Origin of the sequence: Nocardioides sp. GY 10113, from assembly GCF_004919105.1 — a bacterium.
GTDB lineage: Bacteria > Actinomycetota > Actinomycetes > Propionibacteriales > Nocardioidaceae > Nocardioides.
Genome location: NZ_STGK01000010.1, coordinates 72545 through 95109, shown reverse-complemented (window position 1 = coordinate 95109; position 22565 = coordinate 72545). Strand labels below are relative to the sequence as shown.

The 22565-nt window shown below is 71.9% G+C and carries 20 protein-coding genes; 17 read left to right on the top strand and 3 right to left on the bottom strand.

What is annotated here, in order from left to right; all coding sequences use genetic code 11:
• Positions 1-227: 227 nt before the first annotated feature.
• The 5 genes from E8D34_RS13255 to E8D34_RS13235 all read left to right on the top strand — a co-directional run bounded on the left by E8D34_RS13255 (position 228) and on the right by E8D34_RS13235 (position 4059).
• Positions 228-1283, top strand: a complete 1056-nt coding sequence (locus E8D34_RS13255; protein WP_206056710.1) for a maleylacetate reductase — start codon at positions 228-230, stop codon at positions 1281-1283.
• Complete coding sequence (locus E8D34_RS13250) at positions 1280-2185, top strand: intradiol ring-cleavage dioxygenase (protein WP_240771339.1); 906 nt, start codon at positions 1280-1282, stop codon at positions 2183-2185. Before E8D34_RS13255 ends, E8D34_RS13250 begins: the two co-directional genes overlap by 4 nt.
• Before the next feature lie 66 nt (positions 2186-2251).
• A complete protein-coding gene (locus tag E8D34_RS13245) occupies positions 2252-2908 on the top strand; it encodes a GAP family protein (protein WP_136595118.1) in 657 nt (218 codons plus the stop codon).
• A 70-nt stretch (positions 2909-2978) separates the two neighbouring features.
• Positions 2979-3317, top strand: a complete 339-nt coding sequence (locus E8D34_RS13240; RefSeq protein WP_136595117.1) for a hypothetical protein — start codon at positions 2979-2981, stop codon at positions 3315-3317.
• 49 nt (positions 3318-3366) lie between these two features.
• Complete coding sequence (locus E8D34_RS13235; protein ID WP_136595116.1) at positions 3367-4059, top strand: NAD-dependent deacylase; 693 nt, start codon at positions 3367-3369, stop codon at positions 4057-4059.
• Positions 4060-4065: 6 nt separating this feature from the next.
• On the opposite strand, the gene E8D34_RS13230 is transcribed toward E8D34_RS13235, so the two are convergent.
• Positions 4066-4842, bottom strand: coding sequence for a WHG domain-containing protein (locus E8D34_RS13230; protein WP_136595115.1), 777 nt, complete (start codon positions 4840-4842; stop codon positions 4066-4068).
• A gap of 124 nt (positions 4843-4966) precedes the next feature.
• Between E8D34_RS13230 and E8D34_RS13225 the strand changes: the two genes are divergently transcribed.
• From E8D34_RS13225 to E8D34_RS13210, 4 genes are all read left to right on the top strand, one after another.
• The gene (locus E8D34_RS13225) at positions 4967-7198 is read left to right on the top strand and encodes an MMPL family transporter (RefSeq protein WP_136595114.1); all 2232 of its coding nucleotides are present in this window, start codon (positions 4967-4969) and stop codon (positions 7196-7198) included.
• An 83-nt stretch (positions 7199-7281) separates the two neighbouring features.
• Positions 7282-8769, top strand: coding sequence for an MDR family MFS transporter (locus E8D34_RS13220; RefSeq protein ID WP_240771338.1), 1488 nt, complete (start codon positions 7282-7284; stop codon positions 8767-8769).
• 65 nt (positions 8770-8834) lie between these two features.
• On the top strand, positions 8835-9854 hold the full coding sequence (locus tag E8D34_RS13215) for a serine/threonine-protein kinase (RefSeq protein WP_168929433.1): 1020 nt from the start codon (positions 8835-8837) through the stop codon (positions 9852-9854).
• A 53-nt stretch (positions 9855-9907) separates the two neighbouring features.
• Positions 9908-11053 carry an acyl-CoA dehydrogenase family protein gene (locus E8D34_RS13210; protein WP_136595112.1) on the top strand — a complete coding sequence of 382 codons (1146 nt, stop codon included), beginning with the start codon at positions 9908-9910 and terminating at the stop codon, positions 11051-11053.
• 87 nt (positions 11054-11140) lie between these two features.
• On the opposite strand, the gene E8D34_RS13205 is transcribed toward E8D34_RS13210, so the two are convergent.
• Complete coding sequence (locus E8D34_RS13205) at positions 11141-11665, bottom strand: hypothetical protein (protein ID WP_136595111.1); 525 nt, start codon at positions 11663-11665, stop codon at positions 11141-11143.
• A gap of 137 nt (positions 11666-11802) precedes the next feature.
• Between E8D34_RS13205 and E8D34_RS13200 the strand changes: the two genes are divergently transcribed.
• Positions 11803-12528 carry a VIT family protein gene (locus E8D34_RS13200; protein ID WP_346763610.1) on the top strand — a complete coding sequence of 242 codons (726 nt, stop codon included), beginning with the start codon at positions 11803-11805 and terminating at the stop codon, positions 12526-12528.
• Between the two features lie 171 nt (positions 12529-12699).
• Here the strand turns inward: E8D34_RS13200 and E8D34_RS13195 are convergent, their stop codons facing one another.
• The gene (locus tag E8D34_RS13195) at positions 12700-13695 is read right to left on the bottom strand and encodes a LacI family DNA-binding transcriptional regulator (RefSeq protein ID WP_240771337.1); all 996 of its coding nucleotides are present in this window, start codon (positions 13693-13695) and stop codon (positions 12700-12702) included.
• A gap of 224 nt (positions 13696-13919) precedes the next feature.
• On the opposite strand from E8D34_RS13195, the gene E8D34_RS13190 reads away from it, so the two are divergent.
• The 7 genes from E8D34_RS13190 to E8D34_RS13160 all read left to right on the top strand — a co-directional run bounded on the left by E8D34_RS13190 (position 13920) and on the right by E8D34_RS13160 (position 22549).
• Positions 13920-15485 carry a sugar ABC transporter ATP-binding protein gene (locus E8D34_RS13190; RefSeq protein WP_136595109.1) on the top strand — a complete coding sequence of 522 codons (1566 nt, stop codon included), beginning with the start codon at positions 13920-13922 and terminating at the stop codon, positions 15483-15485.
• Positions 15482-16576, top strand: a complete 1095-nt coding sequence (locus tag E8D34_RS13185; RefSeq protein ID WP_136595108.1) for an ABC transporter permease — start codon at positions 15482-15484, stop codon at positions 16574-16576. Before E8D34_RS13190 ends, E8D34_RS13185 begins: the two co-directional genes overlap by 4 nt.
• Complete coding sequence (locus E8D34_RS13180) at positions 16573-17694, top strand: ABC transporter permease (RefSeq protein ID WP_136595107.1); 1122 nt, start codon at positions 16573-16575, stop codon at positions 17692-17694. The genes E8D34_RS13185 and E8D34_RS13180 overlap by 4 nt, the downstream gene beginning before the upstream one ends.
• Positions 17691-18722 carry a rhamnose ABC transporter substrate-binding protein gene (rhaS, locus tag E8D34_RS13175; RefSeq protein ID WP_136595106.1) on the top strand — a complete coding sequence of 344 codons (1032 nt, stop codon included), beginning with the start codon at positions 17691-17693 and terminating at the stop codon, positions 18720-18722. Before E8D34_RS13180 ends, rhaS begins: the two co-directional genes overlap by 4 nt.
• Positions 18723-18835: 113 nt before the next feature.
• The gene (locus E8D34_RS13170; protein ID WP_136595105.1) at positions 18836-19207 is read left to right on the top strand and encodes an L-rhamnose mutarotase; all 372 of its coding nucleotides are present in this window, start codon (positions 18836-18838) and stop codon (positions 19205-19207) included.
• Complete coding sequence (rhaI, locus tag E8D34_RS13165) at positions 19200-20363, top strand: L-rhamnose isomerase (protein WP_136595104.1); 1164 nt, start codon at positions 19200-19202, stop codon at positions 20361-20363. Before E8D34_RS13170 ends, rhaI begins: the two co-directional genes overlap by 8 nt.
• A 149-nt stretch (positions 20364-20512) precedes the next feature.
• On the top strand, positions 20513-22549 hold the full coding sequence (locus E8D34_RS13160; RefSeq protein ID WP_136595103.1) for a bifunctional aldolase/short-chain dehydrogenase: 2037 nt from the start codon (positions 20513-20515) through the stop codon (positions 22547-22549).
• Positions 22550-22565: the final 16 nt, after the last annotated feature.

Genomic DNA, 22565 nt, shown 5'->3' with positions numbered 1-22565 from the left:
CCCAGGGGCCCGCTGTCCCGATGTCTCGGGCACACGACCCGCCTCGGGGGTCGATCACCACGCGGGACCGCGAGCCTCCTCGACCTCCGTTCCTGGTCGGTCGACCTCCCGGGCCTGATGCCCTGAGGCCCCGCCCAGCACGGAGGAGCGCGGAGGAGCACGCCCGGATGCCCGCCATGGGTCGAGAGGTCCTGTCGCGCGCGCCGGCGAGACCCGAGACTGGACCCGTGCACTTCGTCCACGAGTCCCTGCCCCAGCGCGTCCGCTTCCAGACCGGTGACGCCGCGGCCGCCGTCACGGCGGAGGTCGAGCGCCTGGGCGCCGCGCGGGTGATGGTGATCGCCGGGTCCGCCGAGGGTGAGCTGGCCGACCTGGTCACGTCGGGCCTGACGCCGGTCCTGCGCCACGACGAGGTCGTGATGCACGTGCCGATCGAGGTCGCCGAGCGGGCGCGGGCGGCGGCCGTGGAGAGCCGGGCCGACGCGATCGTCTCGGTCGGCGGCGGATCCACCACAGGGTTGGCCAAGGCGGTCGCGCTGACCACCGGACTGCCGATCGTCGCCGTCCCGACGACGTACGCCGGCAGCGAGGCGACCGCCGTGTGGGGGCTCACCGAGGCCAGCCGCAAGACGACCGGCGTCGACCCGGTGGTGCTGCCGCGCGCCGTCGTGTACGACGCCACCCTGCTGCGCAGCCTGCCGGTGGAGCTGTCGGTCGCCAGCGGTCTCAACGCGCTCGCCCACTGCGTGGACTCCCTGTGGGCGCCGCAGGCCGACCCGATCAACGCGGTCCTGGCCACCGAGGGCGCCCGTGCCCTGCGCGACGGTCTGCCGCTGGTCGCGGGCGATCCGGCCGGGCTTCCGGGCATCGAGCTGGCGCTCTACGGCGCCCACCTGGCCGCGAAGGCGTTCGCCTCGGCCGGATCCGGGCTGCACCACAAGATCTGCCACGTGCTCGGCGGCAGGTACGACCTCCCGCACGCGCAGACCCACGCGACCGTGCTGCCGTACGTCCTCGCGCTCAACGCGCCGAACGCCCCGGAGGCCGCGACCCGGTTGGCCGGGGCGTTCGGCAGCCCGACGGCGCTGGCGGGCCTGCAGGAGCTGAGAAGCACCCTGGGGGCACCGCGTGCGCTGCGCGACGTCGGCCTCGAGGAGGCGGACATCCCCGCCGCCGTCGAGGACGTGCTCGCGATCGCGCCCCCGTCCAACCCGACGCCCGTGACCACCGAGAACCTGACCCGGCTGCTGCAGGCGGCCTGGGCCGGGGAGGAGCCCCAGTGAGCGAGCAGATCAGCCGAGCCGCCGAGATCTCCGCCGAGCAGCGTGCGCGCGAGGACGACGTCGTCGCGCGGGTGCTCGCCTCCTTCGACGGCTGCGCCGACCCGCGGCGCAAGGAGCTGCTGCGCGGCGTCGTCACCCACCTGCACGCGTTCCTGCGCGACGTCCGGCTGACCGAGGAGGAGTGGGCCGCGGGCATCGCCTTCCTGACCGCGGTCGGTCACCTGACCGACGACCGGCGCCAGGAGTTCATCCTGCTCTCGGACACCCTCGGCGCCTCGATGCAGACCATCGCCATCAACAACGAGGCGGTCGGCGACGCCACCGAGGCGACCGTCTTCGGTCCCTTCTTCGTCGAGGGCTCGCCCGAGGTCGGCCGCGGCGGCGACATCGCGCACGGTGCGGCCGGCGAGCCCTGCTGGGTCGAGGGCACGGTTCGCGACGTCGACGGCCGGCCGGTGCCCGGCGCCCGGATCGAGGTGTGGGAGGCGGACGACGACGGCTTCTACGACGTGCAGTACGCCGACGACCGGACCGCCGCGCGGGGCCACCTGTTCAGCGACCGGGACGGCTCGTACCGGTTCTGGGCGATCACGCCCACGCCGTACCCGATCCCGCACGACGGCCCCGTCGGGCAGATGCTCGAGGCGACCGGCCGGTCGCCGATGCGCGCCGCACACCTGCACCTCATGGTCCGGGCGCCCGGCTACCGGACCCTGGTCACGCACATCTTCGTGAGGGGCGACGAGCTGCTCGCCTCGGACGCGGTGTTCGGGGTCAAGGAGTCGCTGGTGCGTGACTTCGAGCGGCAGGGCGCCGGGACACCGACCCCGGACGGACGGTCGATCGACGGAACCTGGTCGCGGACCTCCTTCGACATCGTGCTCGCGCCCGCACCGGCGTGACCCGCGCCGGCGGGCGGTCGGCCCGTCTGCGGGCTACGCTGCTCGCGACATCGGCGGAGGTCGACCTTGGTCCCTGAGCTCGTACTGCTCGCGCTGGCGAGCACGATCCGCCCCACCAGCCTGGCCGCGGTCTCCGCGCTCCTCACCCGTGAGCAGCGCCGGCGGCTGATGCTCGCGTACGTCGTCGGGGGGCTCTGCTTCACGATCGCGTTCGGCGTCCTGGTGGTCAGCGTCTTCCACGGCTTCCAGGTGCAGCGCCACGTCAGCCAGGCGCGGGGCGTGGTGGACGCCGTCGGCGGGGTCCTGGTGCTGCTGCTCGGGATCGCGGTGCACCTCGGGGTGGGTCAGCGCCGCGTCGCCCCCGCGCAGGAACCGCGGGGGCCGGTGGCGGGCTGGTTCGACCGCGAGGTCCGCGCCCCGATGGCCGCGGTGGCGGGGGCGCTCACCCACATCCCGGGGGTGTTCTACCTGGTCGCGCTCAACCTGATCGTCGCCCACGAGCCGCGGCTGCCCGGCGGCCTGATCGCGGTCGCGATCTACGACGTGATCTGGTTCGCCGTGCCGATCGCCGCGCTGACGCTGTGCGTCACCGACCCGGGGATGGCGCAGCGCCTGGTCCTGTCGGTGCAGGACGGGGCACACCGGCACGGGCGGGCGGCGTTGGTGACGGCCTGCTACGTCGTCGGCGCGGCGCTCCTGATCCGGGGTCTGGTTGCGGCGTGAGTCACGCTGATGGGGCGTGATCTCGCGGTTCGCGGCGCACGATCTCCGGGCACGCGCCACAATCGACGCTGTGCTGGACCTCCGCATCTCCTCCCCGGCCGACCTCACCCCCGAGGTCGTGGACGTGCTGGCGAACGATCCCGCGGTCGACGAGATCGCGGTCCTCCCGGGCGCGTCGGTCAGACCGGACGGGGACGTGGTGATGGCGGCGGTGGCGCCGGACGCCGCCGACGGGATCGTCGAGGCGCTGGTCGGCCTGGGGCTGCTCGAGCGCGGTGCGCTGCGCCTGGTCCCGGCCTACTCCTGGGTGTCGTGGCAGCGCGCCGCCGGCGACCCCCGGCACGTGGCGGCGGCCGCCGACGTGGTCGCGGCCGGGGCCCGGGAGCGGGGGCGACCGGACCGCCCGTGACTCGGGACTCCGGCCCCGGCGGTCGAACGCCTCACGTACGCTGCGTGACGTGAGTCGCATCGTGGTCCTGACCGGCGCCGGCATCTCCGCCGAGAGCGGCGTGCCGACGTTCCGCGACGCCGACGGGCTCTGGGAGGGGCACCACGTGGAGGACGTGGCCACCCCCGAGGGCTACCAGCGGGACCCCGCGACCGTGCTCCGGTTCTACGACGAGCGCCGCGCGGCGCTGGCGAACGTCAAGCCCAACCCCGCCCACGACGCGCTCGCCCGGCTCGAGGCCGCCGTCGGCGAGGAGCTGTTGGTGGTCACCCAGAACATCGACGACCTGCACGAGCGCGCCGGCTCGACCAACGTCGTGCACATGCACGGGGAGCTGCTCAAGGCGTGGTGCACCGCCTGCGACGTGCGGCACCCCTGGGCCGGCACCCTGGGCGAGCGTCCCGCCTGCCCGTCCTGCGGCGAGGTGACGCTGCGCCCGGACGTGGTCTGGTTCGGCGAGATCCCCTACGAGATGGACCGGATCGTGGATGCGCTCGGCGAGGCCGAGGTCTTCGTCTCCATCGGCACCTCGGGCGCGGTCTACCCGGCGGCCGGGTTCGTGCAGCACGCGCGCCGGCACGGCGCACGTGCGATCGAGCTCAACCTGGAGCCGAGCGAGGGCACCTTCTTCTTCCACGAGGCCCGGCACGGCCGGGCCGGCGAGCTGGTGCCCGCCTGGGTCGACGAGATCCTCGGCGCCTGACCCGGCTCAGCCCGCCGTGGCGCGGTCCCGCGCCAGCTCCGCGTCGAGGATCGCGGTCAGTCGCTCCCGGTCCCCGTCCATGCCGAGCGGCTCGAGCCAGTCGACCAGCGTCGCCCGGAACAGCGCGCCGCTGCGGATCACCCGCGGGTCGCAGTGCATCGTCGCCTCGAGCGCGACCACGCCGTACACGGCGGCCCAGGAGCGCATGTAGATCCAGACCAGCCCGCGGTCCTCGGGCGCGATCTGGGAGGTGTCGGCCGGGATCCACGGGTCCTGCACGGCCTCGCGCACGATCGGGTCGAGCTCCTCGAGGCTCGGGTAGGGGAACTTGGTCTTCTCCCACACCTGGAAGAGCAGGTCGGTCAGGTAGCAGCCCGAGGTGGCCACGGTCAGCGCCTCGCGCCGCTCGGTGACGTGGCTGGCGATCGGGTTGGCGAAGACGAGGGAGAAGGCCCGCGGGTTCGCGATCGCCCACCGTCGGAAGGCGCAGCAGGCCACGGTCAGCCGCGCCATCGGGTCGTCCTCGGGGAAGCGCTCGGCCTCCTTGGCCCACTCCGCGGTCGCCCGCCGGTCCAGCTCGTAGGCGACCAGGTCGACCAGCGCCTGGTAGTCGGCGACGTAGCGGTACAGGGCCGGGGCGGTCATCCCCATCCGCGCGGCGACGGCCCGCAACGACAGGTCCGCTCCCTCGGCGAGCAGCTCGGCCGCGACCGTGACGATCTCGTCGTACGTCGCCTCGCGTTGGCGCTCGCGGCGGGTCGGGGGTGCCGGGATGTGGCCCACGGGACTCCTTCCGAAAAGGGGGTTGACGGGAGAAGTTTACACCGTTTACTTTCGATGCGTTAACACCGTTAACGATGCTCACGCTGTTTACTAAACCGTGGTGGACGACTCAGGGGGCCCACTCATGATCGATCGCTGGAGCAACATCGTCGCGCACCGTGCGCGGCTCGTGCTCGTCCTCGGGCTGCTGCTGGTCGCGGCCGCCGGGGTCTATGGAGTCGGCGTCTTCGACTCGCTCTCCCGGGGCGGGTTCGACGACTCCTCCGCCGAGGGGTACCGCGAGCTCAGTGCCGAGCGCGCGCTCTTCGGGAACCAGTCCGTCGACGTCGTCGCGATCTACACCAGCGACGACCTCACCGCCGACCAGCCGGCGTTCCGGCGCGAGGTGGCCGCCGTCGTGGACGGCCTGCCGGCCGACGCCGTGGCCCGGGTCGTGCCGTACTACGCCGCCCCCGACGCGGGGCTGGTCACGCCGGACGGCCACTCGGCGCAGGTGCTGATCTCGCTGGCCGGCGACAGCCAGGACGACTACCTCGACAACTACGAGGAGATCCGGCCCGGCCTCGACGCCTCGGGCGCGGCCGGACTGCACACCGATGTCGCGGGTGCCTACGCCTCGTTCACCGACGTCAACGAGATCACGGCCGAGGACCTCGAGCGGGCCGAGATCATCTCGATGCCGATCGTGGTCCTGCTCGCGCTGCTGATCTTCGGCAGCCTGGTCGCCGCCGCGATGCCCGCGATGGTCGGTGTGATCGCCATGATCGGCGGCCTCGCGGTGGTCCGGCTGCTCACCCAGGTCACCGACGTGTCGGTCTTCGCGGTCAACGTGATCTCGCTGCTCGGCATCGGCCTGGCGATCGACTATGCGCTGTTCGTGGTCAGCCGGTTCCGCGAGGAGCTCGCGGCGTTGCCCGAGGACCAGCCCGACGCCGCGCAGGTCGCCATCCGCCGTACCATCGCCACGGCCGGCCGCACGGTCCTCTTCTCCGGGCTCACCGTCGCCGCCGCGCTGTCCAGCCTGCTGATCTTTCCTCAGATGTTCCTGCGCAGCATGGGGTACGGCGGGATGGCGGCCGTGCTGATCGCGATGCTCGCCGCGCTCACCATCCTCCCCGCGGTCCTCGTCCTGCTGGGACGCCGGGTCGACGCCGGCCGCCTGCCCTGGCGCCGGAACCGCCCGGTCGGCGTCTCCGACGAGAACGGCCGCTGGGCCGCCCTGGCCCGCGCGGTGATGCGCCGTCCGGTGGCCGTGCTCGCCCTGACCGCGGTCGTGCTGCTCACCTTCGCCTCGCCGTTCCTCGGCGTCCGCTGGGGCAGCGTCGACTACCGGGTGCTGCCGGACGACGCCCCGGCGCACGTCGCGGCCGCGAAGCTGACCACGTTCGGCCCGGAGACCTCGAGCGCGAACTCGCTGCTCGAGGGCGCCGACCAGGCGACGGTGGACGCCTACCTCGCCGACGTCGCCGAGCTGCCCGGCGACCCCGCGGCCGCGGTGATCGCCCAGGCCGGCCCCCACGTGCTGATCCGCACGACGTGGGACGGCAACGCCCAGACGCAGGACTCCCAGCAGATGGTCCGCGACCTGCGCCAGATCACCCCGGAGCAGGGCACCGTGCTGGTCGGCGGCCAGTCCGCGGACGTGGTGGACCTGATCGACTCCGTCGGCGCCCACCTGCCGTGGATGGGGCTGATCGTGGTCGCGGTGATGCTGGTGCTGCTCTTCATCGCGTTCGGTTCGGTGGTGCTGCCGATCAAGGCGGTGGCGATGAACGCCTTCTCGATCACCGCCTCCTTCGGCGTGGTGACCTGGATCTTCAACGACGGCCACCTCTCGGGCCTCCTCGGGTTCACGCCGCAGGGCTACCTCGACGCCACCCAGCCGATCCTGATGCTGGCGATCCTGTTCGGGCTCTCGATGGACTACGAGGTCTTCCTGCTCTCCCGGATCCGGGAGCAGTGGGACGCCGGCGACCCGAGCCTCCCGGCGGCCGCGCGCAACGAGATCGCCGTCGCCACCGGCTTGCAGAAGACCGGCCGGATCATCACCAGCGCGGCGGTGCTGCTGGCCGTGGTGATCGGCGCCTTCGCCACCAGCGGGATCGTCTTCATGAAGATGCTCGGCATCGGCATGCTGGTCGCGATCCTGGTCGACGCCACCATCGTCCGAGCGCTGATGGTGCCGGCGACGATGAAGCTGCTCGGCGGCTGGAACTGGTACGCGCCCGGGCCGTTGCGCCGCTGGTGGGAGCGGCACGGGTTCCGCGAGGAGGCGATCGTCCATCCCGCGGGTGGGCCCGACGCCCCGACCGAGGCCGACGCTGGCGGGCGTCATCGCCTCACCCCGACCGGCTGATCCGAGCCGCTGACGAAATCGGATCGCCCTCCCATGGCCGGGGCGGTGGAACATTCCACCGCCCCGGTCGGTTGTCGCCGGACGTGAGCACCCCACCGACCGCCGCTGCGCCCGCCACCCCGGTCAGCAGGGCCACGGTGGGGCTGCGCAGCGAGCGCGGGCCGATCCTCGGGTCGGTGATGATCAGCATCGCGCTGGTCGCGATCGACACCACGATCCTGGCCACCGCGGTGCCCTCGATCGTCGCCGACCTCGGCGGCTTCACCCAGTTCCCCTGGATGTTCTCGGCGTTCCTGCTGGCCCAGGCGGTCACCGTGCCGATCTACGGCAAGCTGGCCGACGTGGTCGGTCGCAAGCCGCTGATGCTGGTCGGGATCGGCCTCTTCGTGCTCGGCTCCCTGCTGTGCGCGGTGGCCTGGAGCATGACCGCGCTGATCGCCGCCCGCGCCGTGCAGGGCCTGGGGGCGGGCGCCATCCAGCCGACGGGCATGACGATCATGGGGGACATCTACTCCGTCGCCGAGCGCGCGGTCGCGCAGGCCTACGTGGCCAGCGTCTGGGCCATGTCCGCGGTCGTCGGGCCGACGCTGGGCGGCCTGTTCTCCGAGCACCTGTCCTGGCGCTGGATCTTCTGGATCAACCTGCCCCTCGGCGCGGCCGCGGCGTGGATGCTGCAGCGGCGGTTCACCGAGTCCGAGGCGGCGACCGCGCGGCGTCGTACGGCGGGGGAGCGGCTGCGACTGGACGTCCTCGGCGCGTTCGTGGTGGCGATCGCCGCTGGCCTGCTGCTGCTCGGTCTGCTCGAGGGCGGCATCCGATGGTCGTGGTCGTCGGGGACCAGCGTCGGCATCTTCGCCGGCGCCGCCGTGCTGGCGCTGGCGCTGGTCGGTGTGGAGCGCCGGGCCATCGACCCGGTGCTGCCGGGCTGGTTGTTCCGCGACCGGGTGCTCAACGCGGCCACGCTCGGCGCGTTCGTGGTCGGTGCGCTGACGCTCGGCGTCACCTCCTACGTGCCGGTCTACGCCCAGACCGTGCTCGGTGCGGACGCGGTCACCGCCGGCCTCGCGGTCGCGGCGCTGGCGATCGGCTGGCCGATCGCGGCGAGCACCGCCGGCCGGTTCTACGTGCGCCGCGGGTTCCGGCCGCTGCTGCTGCTGGGCTCCTGCTTCGCCGTGCTCGGTGCGGTGATCCTGGCGTCGGTCGGCCCGGGCTCCTCGGTGCTGGTGCTCGCGGCCGGCAGCCTGGTCCTCGGCCTGGGTCTGGGCTACGTCGCCAGCCCGAGCATCGTCGCGGCCCAGTCGGCCGTCGACTGGGACCGCCGCGGCGTGGTCACCGGAGCGAACATGTTCTCCCGCTCGGTGGGCAGTGCCGTCGGGGTGGCGGTCTTCGGTGCGATCGCCAACGGGATGGTCACCGCGCGGACCGGTCCCGGGGCGGTCGACCTCGAGTCGCTGCCGGCCGGCGTCCTCGATCCCGCGCTGCACGCGGTCTTCGTCGCCGTGGCGGCGACCGCCGCGCTGCTGGTGCTCGCCTGGGTCGTGATGCCGACGCGGACCGATCCGGCCGGGTAACCACGCCGTAACCGATCCGGGCCGAAGGGCCGCCCCGGAGCGCCGTCGTCGGGTACAACGGGGTCGTGAGTCTTCCCCCCGCGCCCGGATCGCCGGCGCCCGGCTACCCGGTGCCGGGCAGCCGGGTCGGTCGGTTCCGGGTGGTCGAGGAGCTCGGTCGAGGGGGCACCGGGGTCGTCTTCCGGGCGGTGGAGGACAGGGTCGGGCGCGAGGTCGCGCTCAAGGTGATCGACCCGCTCTACGCCCGCGACCCGGAGTTCCGGGCCCGGTTCGCGCGTGAGGCGCAGGCCCAGGAGTCGCTGGAGTCGACCCACGTGGTGGCCGTCCACGCCCACGGCGAGGAGGACGGCCACCTCTACATCGCCAGCCAGCTGGTCGCCACCGGCGACCTCGGCGCCCGGGTCCGTGCGTCGGGGGTGCTGCCGCAGAGGACCGCGCTGGAGATCGTGGAGCAGGTCGCCGACGGACTGGCCGACATCCACGGGGCCGGCCTCGTCCACCGCGACCTCAAGCCCGGCAACGTGCTGGTCGGGGTGCGGGGCGGCCAGGTGCGCGCCTACCTGTGCGACGTCGGGATCGCGCGCCGGCTCGAGCCGGCCGCCAGCAGGTTCAGCGCCGCCGCGGGCGGCACGCCGACCTACATGGCCCCCGAGCTCCACCGCGGTGCGCCGGCGTCGGCGGCCACCGACATCTACTCGCTGGGCTGCCTGCTGTGGATGGCGCTGACCGGCGAGCCGCCGTACGGCGGGGCGGCCAGCGAGTACGAGCTGATCTCCTCGCACCGGCGTGCGCGGGTGCCGCAGCTGCGGGCCGAGGGCCCCCGCGAGGAGGTCGTGAACCGAGTGCTGCGCACGGCGATGGCCAAGGAGCCGGGCGACCGCTACCCGTCGGCCGCGGCGATGCGGGACGACGTGCAGGCCGCCCTGCGCCTGCCGCCGGCGGGGTCCGGGGCGGACCCGGTGCTCGTGCGAGCGGCGGCGGTACGGGAGGGGCGCAGCTCGCTGCGATGGTGGCTCCTGGCCGTGCTCGCGGTGCTGGGCGTGATCGCCGCTGCCGTCGGCGCGTCGGCCCTGTCGGTCGGATGAGGCGATCGTCCGCGGAGTCGTCAGGCACACTACCGGCAAGTAGTATTCACGCCATGAAGCGTGAGATCTACAACGAGGACCACGAGGCGTTCCGCGAGTCCGTCCGCGAGTTCGTCGACCGCTCGGTCCGCCCGCACACCGAGGAGCACATCGCCGCGAAGGCGCTGCCCCGTGAGTTCTGGCTGGAGGCAGGCAAGCAGGGTCTGCTGGGCCTCGAGGTCCCCGAGGAGTTCGGTGGCTCGGAGGCCGGCGACTTCCGCTTCAACGCCGTCCTGCAGGAGGAGCTGGCCAAGGTCGGCGCCGCCTACCCGACCTGCCACGGCATCCACGCCGACATCACCGCGCCCTACATCGTCGAGCTCGGCACCGAGGAGCAGAAGCAGCGCTGGCTCCCGGGCGTCGCCTCCGGTGAGATCCTGCTCGGCATCGGGATGACCGAGCCGTCCGGCGGCTCGGACCTCGCCGCCCTGAAGACCACCGCCGTCCGCGACGGCGACGAGTGGGTCATCAACGGCTCCAAGACCTTCATCACCAACGGCTACTCCGGCGACCTCTTCGTCACCGCCGTGCGCACGGACCCGGAGAAGGGCCCCAAGGGCATCACGCTCTTCGGCATCGAGGCGACCAAGGAGGGCTTCAGCCGCGGCCGCAAGCTCGACAAGGTCGGCATGGAGGAGTCCGACACCGCTGAGCTGTTCTTCGAGAACGTGCGGGTCACCGATGCCGAGATCATCGGTGAGCTCAACATGGGCTTCATCCACATGATGCAGAAGCTCCCGCAGGAGCGCCTGGGCTGCGCGATCGCCAACGTCGCGCACGCCAAGCAGATCCTCGAGGAGACCATCGACTACGCCAAGGAGCGCCAGGCGTTCGGCCAGTCGATCGGCAAGTTCCAGCACAACAAGTTCCTGCTGGCCGACCTGGTCACCCGGATCGAGGTGGCCGAGGCCTACATCGACAAGTGCGTCCTCGCGCACTCGAAGAAGGAGCTCACCGCGATCGACGCCGCCAAGGCGAAGTGGTACTCCAGCCAGGTCCAGGGCGAGGTCCTCGACCACTGCGTGCAGATCCACGGCGGCTACGGCTTCATGAACGAGTACCGCGTGGCCCGCGCCTGGCGCGACGCCCGGGTCACCAAGATCTGGGCCGGCTCCAACGAGATCATGAAGGAGCTCATCGGCAGGGACCTGGGCCTCTGAGCCCACGCCCCTCACGGGCTGACGTACGACGAAGGCGCCCGGTCCACCTCGCGGTGGGCCGGGCGCCTTCGCGTCTGTCGGCGGGGGTCAGCCGGCGCAGCTGCCCTCGATGGTGAACCCCGTCGGGGTGGCGGCGTCGTCGGCCAGCGCGCCGTGGCCGGTGATCGCCACGTTGCCGGCGTCGCCGACCATCAGGCTGTCGATCCGCCCCTCGAACTGGGTGCCGCCGGAGATCGTGATCGACCCCGCGCCGTCCACCCCGTTGACGGTCACCGTGGTGGTGCCGTCGGTGAAGGAGGTGGCGAGGTTGGCCTCGTCGGGGTTGTCGCACGCCTCGGCGGTGCCGTCGACCTCGATCGAGCCGTCGGCGGTGACGAGGCGGAACGGCAGCGAGCCGACGGCGCCGTCCGCCGGGTCGCCCGTCGCCTCGTCGCCGGCGTCGGAGGTGGGAGCGTCGCTGGTCGGGGCGGCGTCGGTGGGCGTCGCGGCGGCGTCCGACGCCGTCTGCGTGGTCGACGAGCTGGCGTTGGCCGGCGGGTCGTCGTCGCCGCATCCGGTCAGAACGAGCGCGAGCGCGCCGACCGCGATCGCGATCCTGCCGGTGATCTGCATGAACTTGCTCCTCGAGGTGCGGGGAAGAGCCGGTGCGGGCGCACCGGCGGTCGGCCCGACTCTAGGCCGCGACGGCCGCCGTCGACGGGTGGGCGCGCCGTGCTGGCGCCGCTCGCGACCTGCGGCGATGATGAGGCGTGCGCGTTGACGAGATGGAGCCGAGGCAGCATCGCGACGAGCCCCACGAAGGGGGCGTCGGCGCTCGGCTGAACTGGCTGCGAGCGGGTGTGCTCGGCGCCAACGACGGCATCGTGAGCACCGCCGGCATCGTCCTCGGCGTCGCCGGCGCCACCACCGACCGCACCGCCATCCTGGTCGCGGGCGTCGCCGGGCTGGTCGCGGGCGCGCTGAGCATGGCCGCCGGGGAGTACGTCTCGGTCAGCACCCAGCGCGACTCCGAGGAGGCGCTCCTGGCCAAGGAGCGCCGCGAGCTCGAGGAGGAGCCCGAGGACGAGCTCGCCGAGCTGGCGGGCTTCTACGTGCAGCGCGGCCTCGACGACGAGCTGGCGATGGAGGTCGCCCGCCAGCTGACCGCCCAGGACGCGCTCGGCGCCCACGCGGAGGTCGAGCTCGGCATCGACCCGGACGAACTGACCAGCCCCTGGCACGCCGCCTGGGCCTCGATGCTCGCGTTCACCGTGGGTGCGCTGCTGCCGCTGCTGACCATCGTCCTGGTCGTGGCCGACCTGCGCGTGCCGGTCACCGTGGTCGCGGTCACCGCCGCGCTCGCGCTGACCGGATGGACCAGCGCCCGGCTCGGCTACGGGCCGGCCGGCCGCGCGGTGCTGCGCAACATGGGCGGCGGGCTGTTCGCGATGCTGATCACCTACGGCATCGGATCGGCGCTCGGCGCCCAGCTCTGAGGCGCCGGTCGCCGCTCTGGGCGGCTGGGCACCGCTCGGGTGGGGTTGTGTGCCTCAGGCCCCGGTATTCCGATGTGTGGGGCACACGACCGGGTCTCGGGTGGGGGTTGTGTGCCTGAGGCCGCGGTATCCCGATGCGTGGGGCACACGACCCGGCCCGCCTCGGCGGCCTCAGCCCCCGGTCGACCGCCGGACCACCAGGGTCGGCTCCAGCGTGACCTCCCTGACCGGACCGTCGGGGTCGGCGATCCGTGCCAGCAGCAGCTCGGCGGCGACCGCGCCGAGCTCCTCGCGGGGCTGGCGCACCGAGCTGAGTGGGATCGCCGCCGACGCGGCGAAGTCGATGTCGTCGTACCCGATGATCGCGACGTCCTCGGGCACCCGGATGCCGGCCAGCGTCAACGCCTGCAGAACGCCGAGGGCGACCAGGTCGTTCGCGGCGAAGATCGCGTCGGGCCGATCGTCCGGCGGCAGTGCGAGCAGCTCCTCGGCGCCGCGGCGGCCGGCGCCGGCGTCCATGGACCCGGTCTCGAGGAAGCGCAGCGTGGCGCCGTCGACCGCGGCGACCGCGGCCTCCGCGCCGCGGTGCCGGAGCTGGATCTGGGTCAGCTCGGCGGGGCCGCCGAGGAAGGCGAGTCGCCGGTGGCCGCGGTCGAGCAGGTGCTGCGCCGCGATCCGGCCGCCGAGCAGGTCGTCCACGGCGACGAAGGAGAACTCCTGGCCCTCCACGCGCCGGTCCACCACGACGACCGCCGTGCCGCGGTCCCGGAGACGGCGCAGCCGAGGCAGCACCGATCCGACGGGGGAGACGAGCAGCCCGCTGACCCGTTGCTCCTCGAAGAGGTCGAGGTAGGTCCGCTCGCGGTCGGGGTCCTGGCCGGAGTTGCCGAGGATCAGGGGGCGACCGACCTCGGCGAGGCTCTCCTCGACGCCGCGGGCGACGTCGGTGAAGAACGGGTTGGCCACGTCGAGCACCACCATGCCGACGGCGCGGTTGCTGCCGGCGCGCAGCTGGCGCGCCGCGTCGTTGCGGATGAACCCGAGGCGGTCGATCACGGCGGTGACGTGCTCCAACGTCGCGGGCGACACCTTCTCGGGTCGGTTGAGCACGTTGGAGACGGTGCCGACGGAGACGCCGGCCGCCGCCGCGACGTCCTTGACGGACACGCTCCGTGAAGCGGATGCCACGAGACCTCCTGGATGTGGGGGCCGCCACCGGGCCCTCCCAGCGGCACAGGGTACGGGTAGGTGGGCGGTGAACTCCTTGGTATTGATTCGTTTCAACAAAGTTTCGACTCGGGGTTGACTCATGTGAGTGGCGTCACCTAGCGTCAAGCCCCATCGGTGATTGAAACCTTTCAATCAAGAAATGACAAGGGACGAGGAGAGGCATGTCTGACCTCCCGGCAAAGGGCGCACCGTCGCCGACCCTGGTGTTGAGGGACGTCGCCAAGTCGTTCGGAGCGGTCGCCGCGCTGAAGTCGGGCACCCTCGAGGTCTCCGCCGGCTCGATCCACGCACTGGTGGGGGAGAACGGCGCCGGCAAGTCGACGCTGGTCAAGATCGTCGCGGGGGTCCACCGCCGCGACGCGGGCGTCTTCGAGCTGCTCGGCCAGCCCGTGGACTTCGGCTCGACCGCCGAGTCCAAGGGTGCCGGCGTCGCCGTGATCTACCAGGAGCCCACGCTCTTCCCCGACCTCTCGGTCGCCGAGAACATCTTCATGGGCCGCCAGCCGCTGGGACGTGGCCGGGCCATCGATCGGGCCACCATGTACGCCGAGTCCGAGGCCCTGTTCAACCGGCTCGGCGTCGTCATCGACCCGCGCCGCCCCGCGCGCGGCCTGTCCATCGCCGACCAGCAGATCATCGAGATCGCGAAGGCGATCTCGCTCGATGCTGCACTGCTGGTGATGGACGAGCCGACCGCGGCGCTCAGCGGCGTCGAGGTCGACCGCCTCTTCGCGGTGGCACGCAGCCTGCGCGACGAGGGCCGGGCGCTGGTCTTCATCTCCCACCGGTTCGAGGAGGTCTTCGACCTCTGCGACACCGTCACCGTGATGCGCGACGGCGAGTACGTCTCCACCGAGGCGATCGCCGACACCACCGTGGACGAGATCGTCGCCCGGATGGTCGGCCGCGAGGTGGCCGACCTCTTCCCGAAGGTTCCCGCCGAGCTCGGTGACGTGGTCCTGGAGGTCGAGGGGCTCAACCGCCGCGGGACCTTCCACGACGTCAGCTTCTCCGTGCGTGCCGGCGAGATCGTGGCGCTCGCCGGCCTGGTCGGCGCGGGGCGCAGCGAGATCGCCAGGGCCATCTACGGCGTCGACGCGTACGACGCGGGCTCGGTGCGCGTCGCCGGGCAGCCGCTGCCGAAGCACAACCCGAAGGCGGCGATCAAGGCGGGCATCGCCTTCGTCCCGGAGGACCGCCGGCAGCAGGGCCTGGTCATCGACGGCTCGGTCGCTCGCAACATCGCTTCCGTGATCCGCGGCAAGCTCGCCACCGCGGGGCTGCTGACCACCGGTGCGGAGAACCGCGCTGCCGCGCCGTGGGCCGCGCGCCTCGAGGTCAAGACCAACGCGCTGGACATGCACGCGGCGACGATGTCGGGCGGCAACCAGCAGAAGGTCGTGCTGGCCAAGTGGCTCTCGACCGAGCCGTCGATCCTCTTCATCGACGAGCCGACGCGCGGCATCGACGTCGGCACCAAGTCCGAGGTCCACCGCCTGCTCTCCGACCTGGCCGGCCAGGGTCTGGCGATCGTGATGATCTCCTCGGAGCTGCCCGAGGTCCTCGGCATGGCCGACCGCGTGCTGGTGGTCCACGAGGGCCGCATCTCCGCCGAGCTGGACCGCGCGGACGCCACGCCGGAGTCGGTCATGCGGGCCGCCACCGGCCACGCGGACGTCCGCGGCACCGAGCTGACCACCACCTCCGACCGGGAAGTGACCGCATGACCACGCTGACGCCGGCCCAGCCGGGGACCCAGTCCGGTACCAACCCCGTGCAGCGCGCGCTCGCCGCGGCCCTGCGGTCGCGCGAGGTCGCGGTCGCGGTCGTGCTGCTGCTGGTGATCGCGGCCGCGACCGCGAAGAGCCCGAGCTTCCTGCTCGACTCCGACGGCTGGCGCTCGCTGCTGGTCAACCCCAGCATCCTGATCCTGCTCGCGGTCGGGCAGACGGCCGTGATCATCACCCGCAGCGTCGACCTCTCCGTGGGCTCGACGATGGGCCTGACCGCCTACCTGACCGGCCGCCTCTTCATCGACACCAGCCTCCCGGCGCCGCTCGTGGTGCTGCTGGCCGTGCTCGCCGGTGCGGCACTGGGCGCCGTCAACGGTGTGCTCGTCGCCTTCGGCAAGGTGCCCGCCCTGGTGATCACCCTCGGCACGCTCTACATCTACCGCGGCATCTTCCTGACCTGGGCCGGCAGCGACCGGATCAACGCCAGCGACATCCCGCGCGGCTTCCAGGACCTCGGCACGGCGCAGGTGCTGACAGTCCCGGTGCTGACCATCGTCGCCCTGATCGTGCTCGGTCTCGTCGGCTACCACCTGCACGCCCACCGCGCCGGCCGCGAGCTCTACGCGATCGGCTCGGACCCCGACGCCGCGGTCCTCTACGGCCTGCCCGTCACCCGCCGGGTCATCTCTGCGTTCGTCCTCTCGGGCGCGCTCGCCGGCCTCGCCGGCACCTTCTACGTCGCCCGCTACGGCACGGTCAGCTCCGGCGCCGGGCTCAACATGGAGCTCCAGGCGGTCGCCGCCGCGGTGATCGGCGGCGTGGCGATCTTCGGCGGCAGCGGCACGGTGTGGGGCGCGGCCATCGGCGCCGCGCTGCTCGTCACCATCAACAGCGCCCTTCCCGTGATCGGGATCCAGGACTTCTGGCAGCGCGCCGTGGTCGGCGCCCTGATCCTGGCGGCGGTGGTCCTCGACCGCGTGCTGGCCAACCGTCAGGAGCGCAAGCTCGCCGACGCCCGAGATCTCGAACCATCGGTGACCGAGATCGACCCGCTCGCCACGACCAGCACCGGGGGGACCCGATGACCAGCACCGACACTCTGTCGCAGCCGGGTGCGGAGACCCGCACCTACCAGCCGTACGCGCGCCCGCTGCTGCTGCGCTGGCTGCTGACCCGGGAGGCGGCCGTGATCGCCCTCCTGGTCGCGGTCTTCGCCTACGCCACGGCCAACGTCCAGGGTTTCGACGGCCCGTTGACGCTGTACTACCTGTTCCTCGACATGGCGCCGATCCTGCTGATCGCGCTGCCGATGACGATGGTGATCGTCACCGGCGAGATCGACCTGTCGGTGGCCAGCATCGTGGGCCTCAGCAGCGTCCTGACCGGCATCTTCTTCGCCGACATGGGCCTGCCGATGGGGGTCGCGGCCGTGATGGCGATCGCGGTCGGCGCCCTGGCGGGCGCGCTCAACGGCTACCTGGTCGCCTACCTCGGGCTGCCGTCGCTGGCGGTGACCATCGGCACGCTGGCGCTCTACCGGGGCCTCGCGGTCGGCCTGCTCGGCACCAAGGCGATCACCGACTTCCCCGAGAAGTGGCGCGACCTGTTCACCGAGCGGATCGTCGAGGGCGGCTCCTACCCGATGGTGCTGATCCCGATCGCGGCGCTCGCGGTGGTGTTCGCCCTCCTGCTCCACTTCACCTCATTCGGCCGCGGCGTCTTCGAGATCGGCCTGAACGACGAGGCTGCCCGGTTCACCGGCGTCAACGTGGAGCGCACCAAGTTCCTGCTCTTCGTCCTCACCGGTGCCGTCTCCGCCTTCGCCGGCATCTACTACACGCTGCGCTTCGGCAACGCCCGCGGCGACAACGCCACCGGCATGGAGCTGCAGGTGATCGGCGCCGTCCTGCTCGGCGGCGTCTCGATCTTCGGTGGCCGCGGCGCCCTGCACGGCGTCGTCGCCGGTGTGCTGCTGATCGGCGTCATCTCCAGCGCCATGCGCCTGGAGGGGCAGACGGTGAACATGATCAACATCGTCATCGGAGTGCTCCTCGTGCTCTCCGTGATGTCCACCAGCTTCCTCAACTGGGCCTCGGGAATCCGCTCGTCGAGGAGAAGGTCGCGGCCGTCCGGCACGCGACGGGACGGGGCCGACCAGCGCCCGCCGTCCGGATCATCTACAACGAATGGGAGTGAACGATGAAGTTCCAGACTCGGCGGGTCGTCGCAATGGCGGCCGCATCGCTGGTCGCGACGGTGGGCCTCGCCGCCTGTGGTTCCGACGACGACGGCGGCAGCGCCAGCGACGGCGGCGGCGACCTGGCCATCACCTTCCTGCCGAAGAACCTCGGCAACCCCTACTTCGACACCAGCAACGCCGGTGGCGAGAAGGCGATCGAGGAGTTCGGTGGCACCTACGAGGAGGTCGGCCCCGACTCGGGTGACGACCCGGCCGGCCAGGTGCCGTTCATCAACACCGCCGCCCAGCAGGGCGTCAACGGCCTGGTGGTCTCCGCCAACGACCCCGAGGCGATCTGCGACGCGCTCAACGAGGCCCGCGACGCCGGCGTCAAGGTCGTGACCTTCGACTCCGACACCAACCCCGACTGCCGTGACCTGTTCATCAACCAGGCCACCGCCGAGGGCATCGCGAAGGCTCAGGTCGACCTGATCGCCGAGCAGATCGGCGACAAGGGCGAGGTCGCGGTCCTGTCGGCCGCCGCCAACGCCACGAACCAGAACGCCTGGATCGAGCTGATGGAGGCCGAGCTCGAGGCCAACCACCCGGACATCGAGCTCGTCGACGTGGTCTACGGCAACGACGACGACCAGACCTCCTTCGACAAGACCGCCGCGCTGCTGCAGTCCCACCCGGACCTCGCCGGCATCATCTCGCCGACCACCGTCGGCATCTCGGCGGCCGCCCGCTACCTCTCCACCTCGAAGGCCAAGGGCAAGGTCGCGCTGACCGGTCTCGGTACCCCGAACCAGATGCGTGAGTACGTCAAGGACGGGACCGTCACCGCGTTCGCGCTGTGGAACCCCGCCGACCTCGGCTACCTGGCCGCCTACGCCACCCAGGCCCTGATCGACGGTGACATCACCGGCGAGGCCGGCGACACCTTCGAGGCCGGTGACCTGGGCGAGTACACCGTCGAGGACGGCGGCTCCGTCCTGCTCGGCGACCCGTTCGTCTTCAACGCCGACAACATCGACGACTTCGACTTCTGATCCGTACGTCGGCCGGTCGGCGTATCGCGTCGGCCGGTCGGCCCGGATCGGGTCGAGTCACCCGCACCACCACAGCACGTCCCACCCGCAGGCAACAGGGAGGAGCAGCACCTATGCCCCGCTACTGCTTCAGTCTCCAGGTCCGTCCCGACCGGATGGCGGAGTACGTCGAGCGCCATGAGGCCGTGTGGCCCGAGATGCTCGCCGCGCTCGACGAGACCGGCTGGCGGAACTACTCCCTGTTCCTGCGGGAGGACGACGGTCTCCTGATCGGCTACGTCGAGGCCGACGACCTAGCCGCGGCGCAGGCCGCCATGGACGCCACCGAGGTCAACGCCCGCTGGCAGGCCCAGATGACCGAGTTCTTCACCGGCATCGACGGCCGGGCCCCCGACCAGAACTTCGTGCTGCTCCGCGAGGTCTTCAACCTCGACGACCAGCTCGCCAGCTCCCGCCATGCAGAGGAAAGCAACCGTCATGACTGACTTCGCCGCCATCGCGGCCCGGCTGGAGGGCCAGGCCATCGAGCTGCCCTCGTGGGCGTTCGGCAACTCCGGGACCCGCTTCAAGGTCTTCGGCACCGCGGGCACCCCCCGCTCGGTCGAGGAGAAGATCGCCGACGCCGCGACTGTGCACCGGTTCACCGGCCTCGCGCCGTCCGTCGCGCTGCACATCCCGTGGGACCACGTCGACGACTACGGCAAGCTGCGCGCCCACGCCGCCGACCACGGGGTCGCGCTGGGCACCATCAACTCCAACACGTTCCAGGACGACGACTACAAGTTCGGCGCCCTGACGCACGTGGACCCGAAGATCCGGCAGAAGGCGATCGACCACCACTTCGCCTGCATCGACGTGATGGACGCGACCGGCTCCCGCGACCTGAAGATCTGGCTCGCCGACGGCAGCAACTACGCCGGCCAGGCCGACCTGCGCGGCCGCCAGGACCGGCTGGCCGAGTCGCTGGCGACGATCTACGACCGGATCGGCGACGACCAGCGCCTGGTGCTGGAGTACAAGTTCTTCGAGCCGGCGTTCTACCACACCGACGTCCCCGACTGGGGCACGTCGTACGCCCAGGTGAGCGCCCTCGGAGACCGCGCCGTGGTCTGCCTCGACACCGGTCACCACGCGCCCGGCACCAACATCGAGTTCATCGTGATGCAACTGCTGCGCCTCGGGAAGCTCGGATCCTTCGACTTCAACAGCCGCTACTACGCCGACGACGACCTGATCGTCGGCTCCGCGGACCCGTTCCAGCTCTTCCGGATCCTCTTCGAGGTGATCCGGGGCGGCGGCTTCGGCCCCGACAGCGACGTCGCGTTCATGCTCGACCAGTGCCACAACGTCGAGGACAAGATCCCCGGCCAGATCCGGTCCGTGCTCAACGTCCAGGAGATGACCGCCCGCGCCCTGCTGGTCGACCGCGACGCGCTCGCCGCGGCCCAGGAGGCCGGCGATGTGCTCGGCGCGCACCAGGTCTTCATGGACGCCTTCTACACCGATGTCCGCGCCGACCTCGCCGCCTGGCGCGAGGAGCGCGGTCTGCCGGCGGACCCGATGCGGGCCTACGCCGAGTCCGGCTACCAGGAGCAGATCGAGGCCGAGCGCGTCGGCGGCACCCAGCTCTCCTGGAACTGACCACCGTCCCCGGTGGCTCGGGCGAATCCCCCAGAGCCCGGGCCACCGGCACCAGCCGTACCGCAGCCTCGGCTTCGAGGCCCGCTTCGCTCGCACCTCAACCAGCGGAGCGCCAGCACCCACCCGTCGAGAACCTCGAGAAGGGCATCATGACGAACCCCGCAGCAGCCGCGCTGATCGCGCGCTCCAACCGCCTCGGCGCCGACCCGAAGAACACCAACTACGCGGGCGGCAACACCTCGGCCAAGGGCACCGAGACCGACCCGGTCACCGGTCAGCCCGTCGAGCTGGTCTGGGTCAAGGGCTCCGGCGGCGACCTGGGCACCCTGAAGGAGTCCGGACTGGCCGTGCTCCGCCTCGACCGGATGCGCGCGCTGGTCGACGTCTACCCGGGCGTCGAGCGCGAGGACGAGATGGTCGCCGCGTTCGACTACTGCCTGCACGGCAAGGGCGGCGCGGCGCCGTCGATCGACACGGCCATGCACGGCCTGGTCGACGCCCCGCACGTGGACCACCTGCACCCGGACTCCGGCATCGCCATCGCGACCGCCGTCGACGGCGAGGCGCTGACGGAGAAGATCTTCGGCGACAAGGTCGTCTGGGTGCCGTGGCGCCGTCCCGGCTTCCAGCTGGGCCTCGACATCTCCGCGATCAAGGAGAAGAACCCGCAGGCGATCGGCTGCATCCTCGGCGGCCACGGCATCACCGCGTGGGGCGAGACCAGCGAGGAGTCGGAGCGGAACTCCCTCTGGATCATCGACACCGCCGCGGCGTACATCGCCGAGCACTCCAAGGCCGAGCCGTTCGGCCCCGCCCTCGACGGGTACGGCGCGCTGCCGGAGGCCGAGCGCCGCGCCAAGGCCGCCGCGCTGGCACCGACCATCCGCGGCATCGCCTCGGCGGACCGCCCGATGGTCGGCCACTTCACCGACGCCGACGTGGTGCTGGACTTCCTGGCCGCGTCGGAGCACCCGCGGCTGGCCGCGCTCGGCACCTCCTGCCCCGACCACTTCCTGCGCACCAAGGTGAAGCCGCTGGTCCTCGACCTGCCGGCCGACGCCTCGGTCGAGGACTCCATCGCCCGCCTCAAGGAGCTCGCGGTCGCCTACCGCGAGGACTACCAGGGCTACTACGACCGCAACGCGGACGCCGACTCCCCCGCGATCCGCGGCAAGGACCCGCTGATCGTGCTGGTACCCGGCGTCGGCATGTTCAGCTTCGGCAAGGACAAGCAGACCGCCCGCGTGGCCGGCGAGTTCTACGTCAACGCCATCAACGTGATGCGCGGCGCCGAGGGGCTCTCGACGTACGCACCGATCGACGAGGCCGAGAAGTTCCGGATCGAGTACTGGGCGCTGGAGGAGGCCAAGCTCCAGCGGATGCCGAAGCCGAAGCCGCTGGCCACCCGCGTCGCGCTGGTGACCGGTGCCGCCTCGGGCATCGGCAAGGCGACCGCGATCAAGCTCGCCGCCGAGGGCGCCTGCGTGGTGATCGCCGACCTGTCCCTGGAGAAGGCCCAGGAGGCGGCTGCCGAGATCGGCGGCCCCGACGTCGCCGTCGGCGTCCAGGTCGACGTGAGCAACGAGGCGGCGGTCTCCGCCGCCGTCGACGCCGCGGTGCTCGCCTTCGGCGGCATCGACCTGGTGGTCAACAACGCCGGCCTCTCGCTGTCCCGATCGCTGCTGGAGACCACCGAGAAGGACTGGGACCTCCAGCACGACGTGATGGCCAAGGGCTCGTTCCTGGTGGCGAAGGCGACCGCGAAGGTCATGATCGCCCAGGAGATGGGCGGCGACATCGTCTACATCTCGTCGAAGAACTCGATCTTCGCCGGCCCCAACAACGTCGCCTACGGGGCCGCCAAGGCCGACCAGGCCCACCAGGTCCGGCTGCTGGCCGCCGAGCTGGGCGAGCACGGGATCAAGGTCAACGGCGTCAACCCCGACGGCGTGGTCGCCGGGTCCGGCATCTTCGCCTCCGGCTGGGGCGCCAACCGCGCCGCCGTGTACGGCGTGGACGAGAAGGACCTGGGCAAGTTCTACGCCCAGCGCACCATCCTCAAGCGCGAGGTGCTGCCGGAGAACATCGCCAACGCGGTGTTCGTCCTGTGCACCGACGAGCTCAGCCACACCACCGGCCTGCACATCCCGGTCGACGCCGGCGTCGCGGCCGCCTTCCTGCGCTGACCTGGTGGATCGGAGA

Excerpts from the sequence above, each read along its gene's own strand:
- E8D34_RS13225 (WP_136595114.1), top strand. The coding sequence starts at position 4,967 with ATGATCGATCGCTGGAGCAACATCGTCGCGCACCGTGCGCGGCTCGTG.
- E8D34_RS13210 (WP_136595112.1), top strand. The coding sequence starts at position 9,908 with ATGAAGCGTGAGATCTACAACGAGGACCACGAGGCGTTCCGCGAGTCC.
- E8D34_RS13205 (WP_136595111.1), bottom strand. The coding sequence starts at position 11,665 with ATGCAGATCACCGGCAGGATCGCGATCGCGGTCGGCGCGCTCGCGCTC.
- E8D34_RS13190 (WP_136595109.1), top strand. The coding sequence starts at position 13,920 with ATGTCTGACCTCCCGGCAAAGGGCGCACCGTCGCCGACCCTGGTGTTG.
- E8D34_RS13185 (WP_136595108.1), top strand. The coding sequence starts at position 15,482 with ATGACCACGCTGACGCCGGCCCAGCCGGGGACCCAGTCCGGTACCAAC.
- E8D34_RS13180 (WP_136595107.1), top strand. The coding sequence starts at position 16,573 with ATGACCAGCACCGACACTCTGTCGCAGCCGGGTGCGGAGACCCGCACC.
- rhaS (WP_136595106.1), top strand. The coding sequence starts at position 17,691 with ATGAAGTTCCAGACTCGGCGGGTCGTCGCAATGGCGGCCGCATCGCTG.
- E8D34_RS13170 (WP_136595105.1), top strand. The coding sequence starts at position 18,836 with ATGCCCCGCTACTGCTTCAGTCTCCAGGTCCGTCCCGACCGGATGGCG.
- rhaI (WP_136595104.1), top strand. The coding sequence starts at position 19,200 with ATGACTGACTTCGCCGCCATCGCGGCCCGGCTGGAGGGCCAGGCCATC.
- E8D34_RS13160 (WP_136595103.1), top strand. The coding sequence starts at position 20,513 with ATGACGAACCCCGCAGCAGCCGCGCTGATCGCGCGCTCCAACCGCCTC.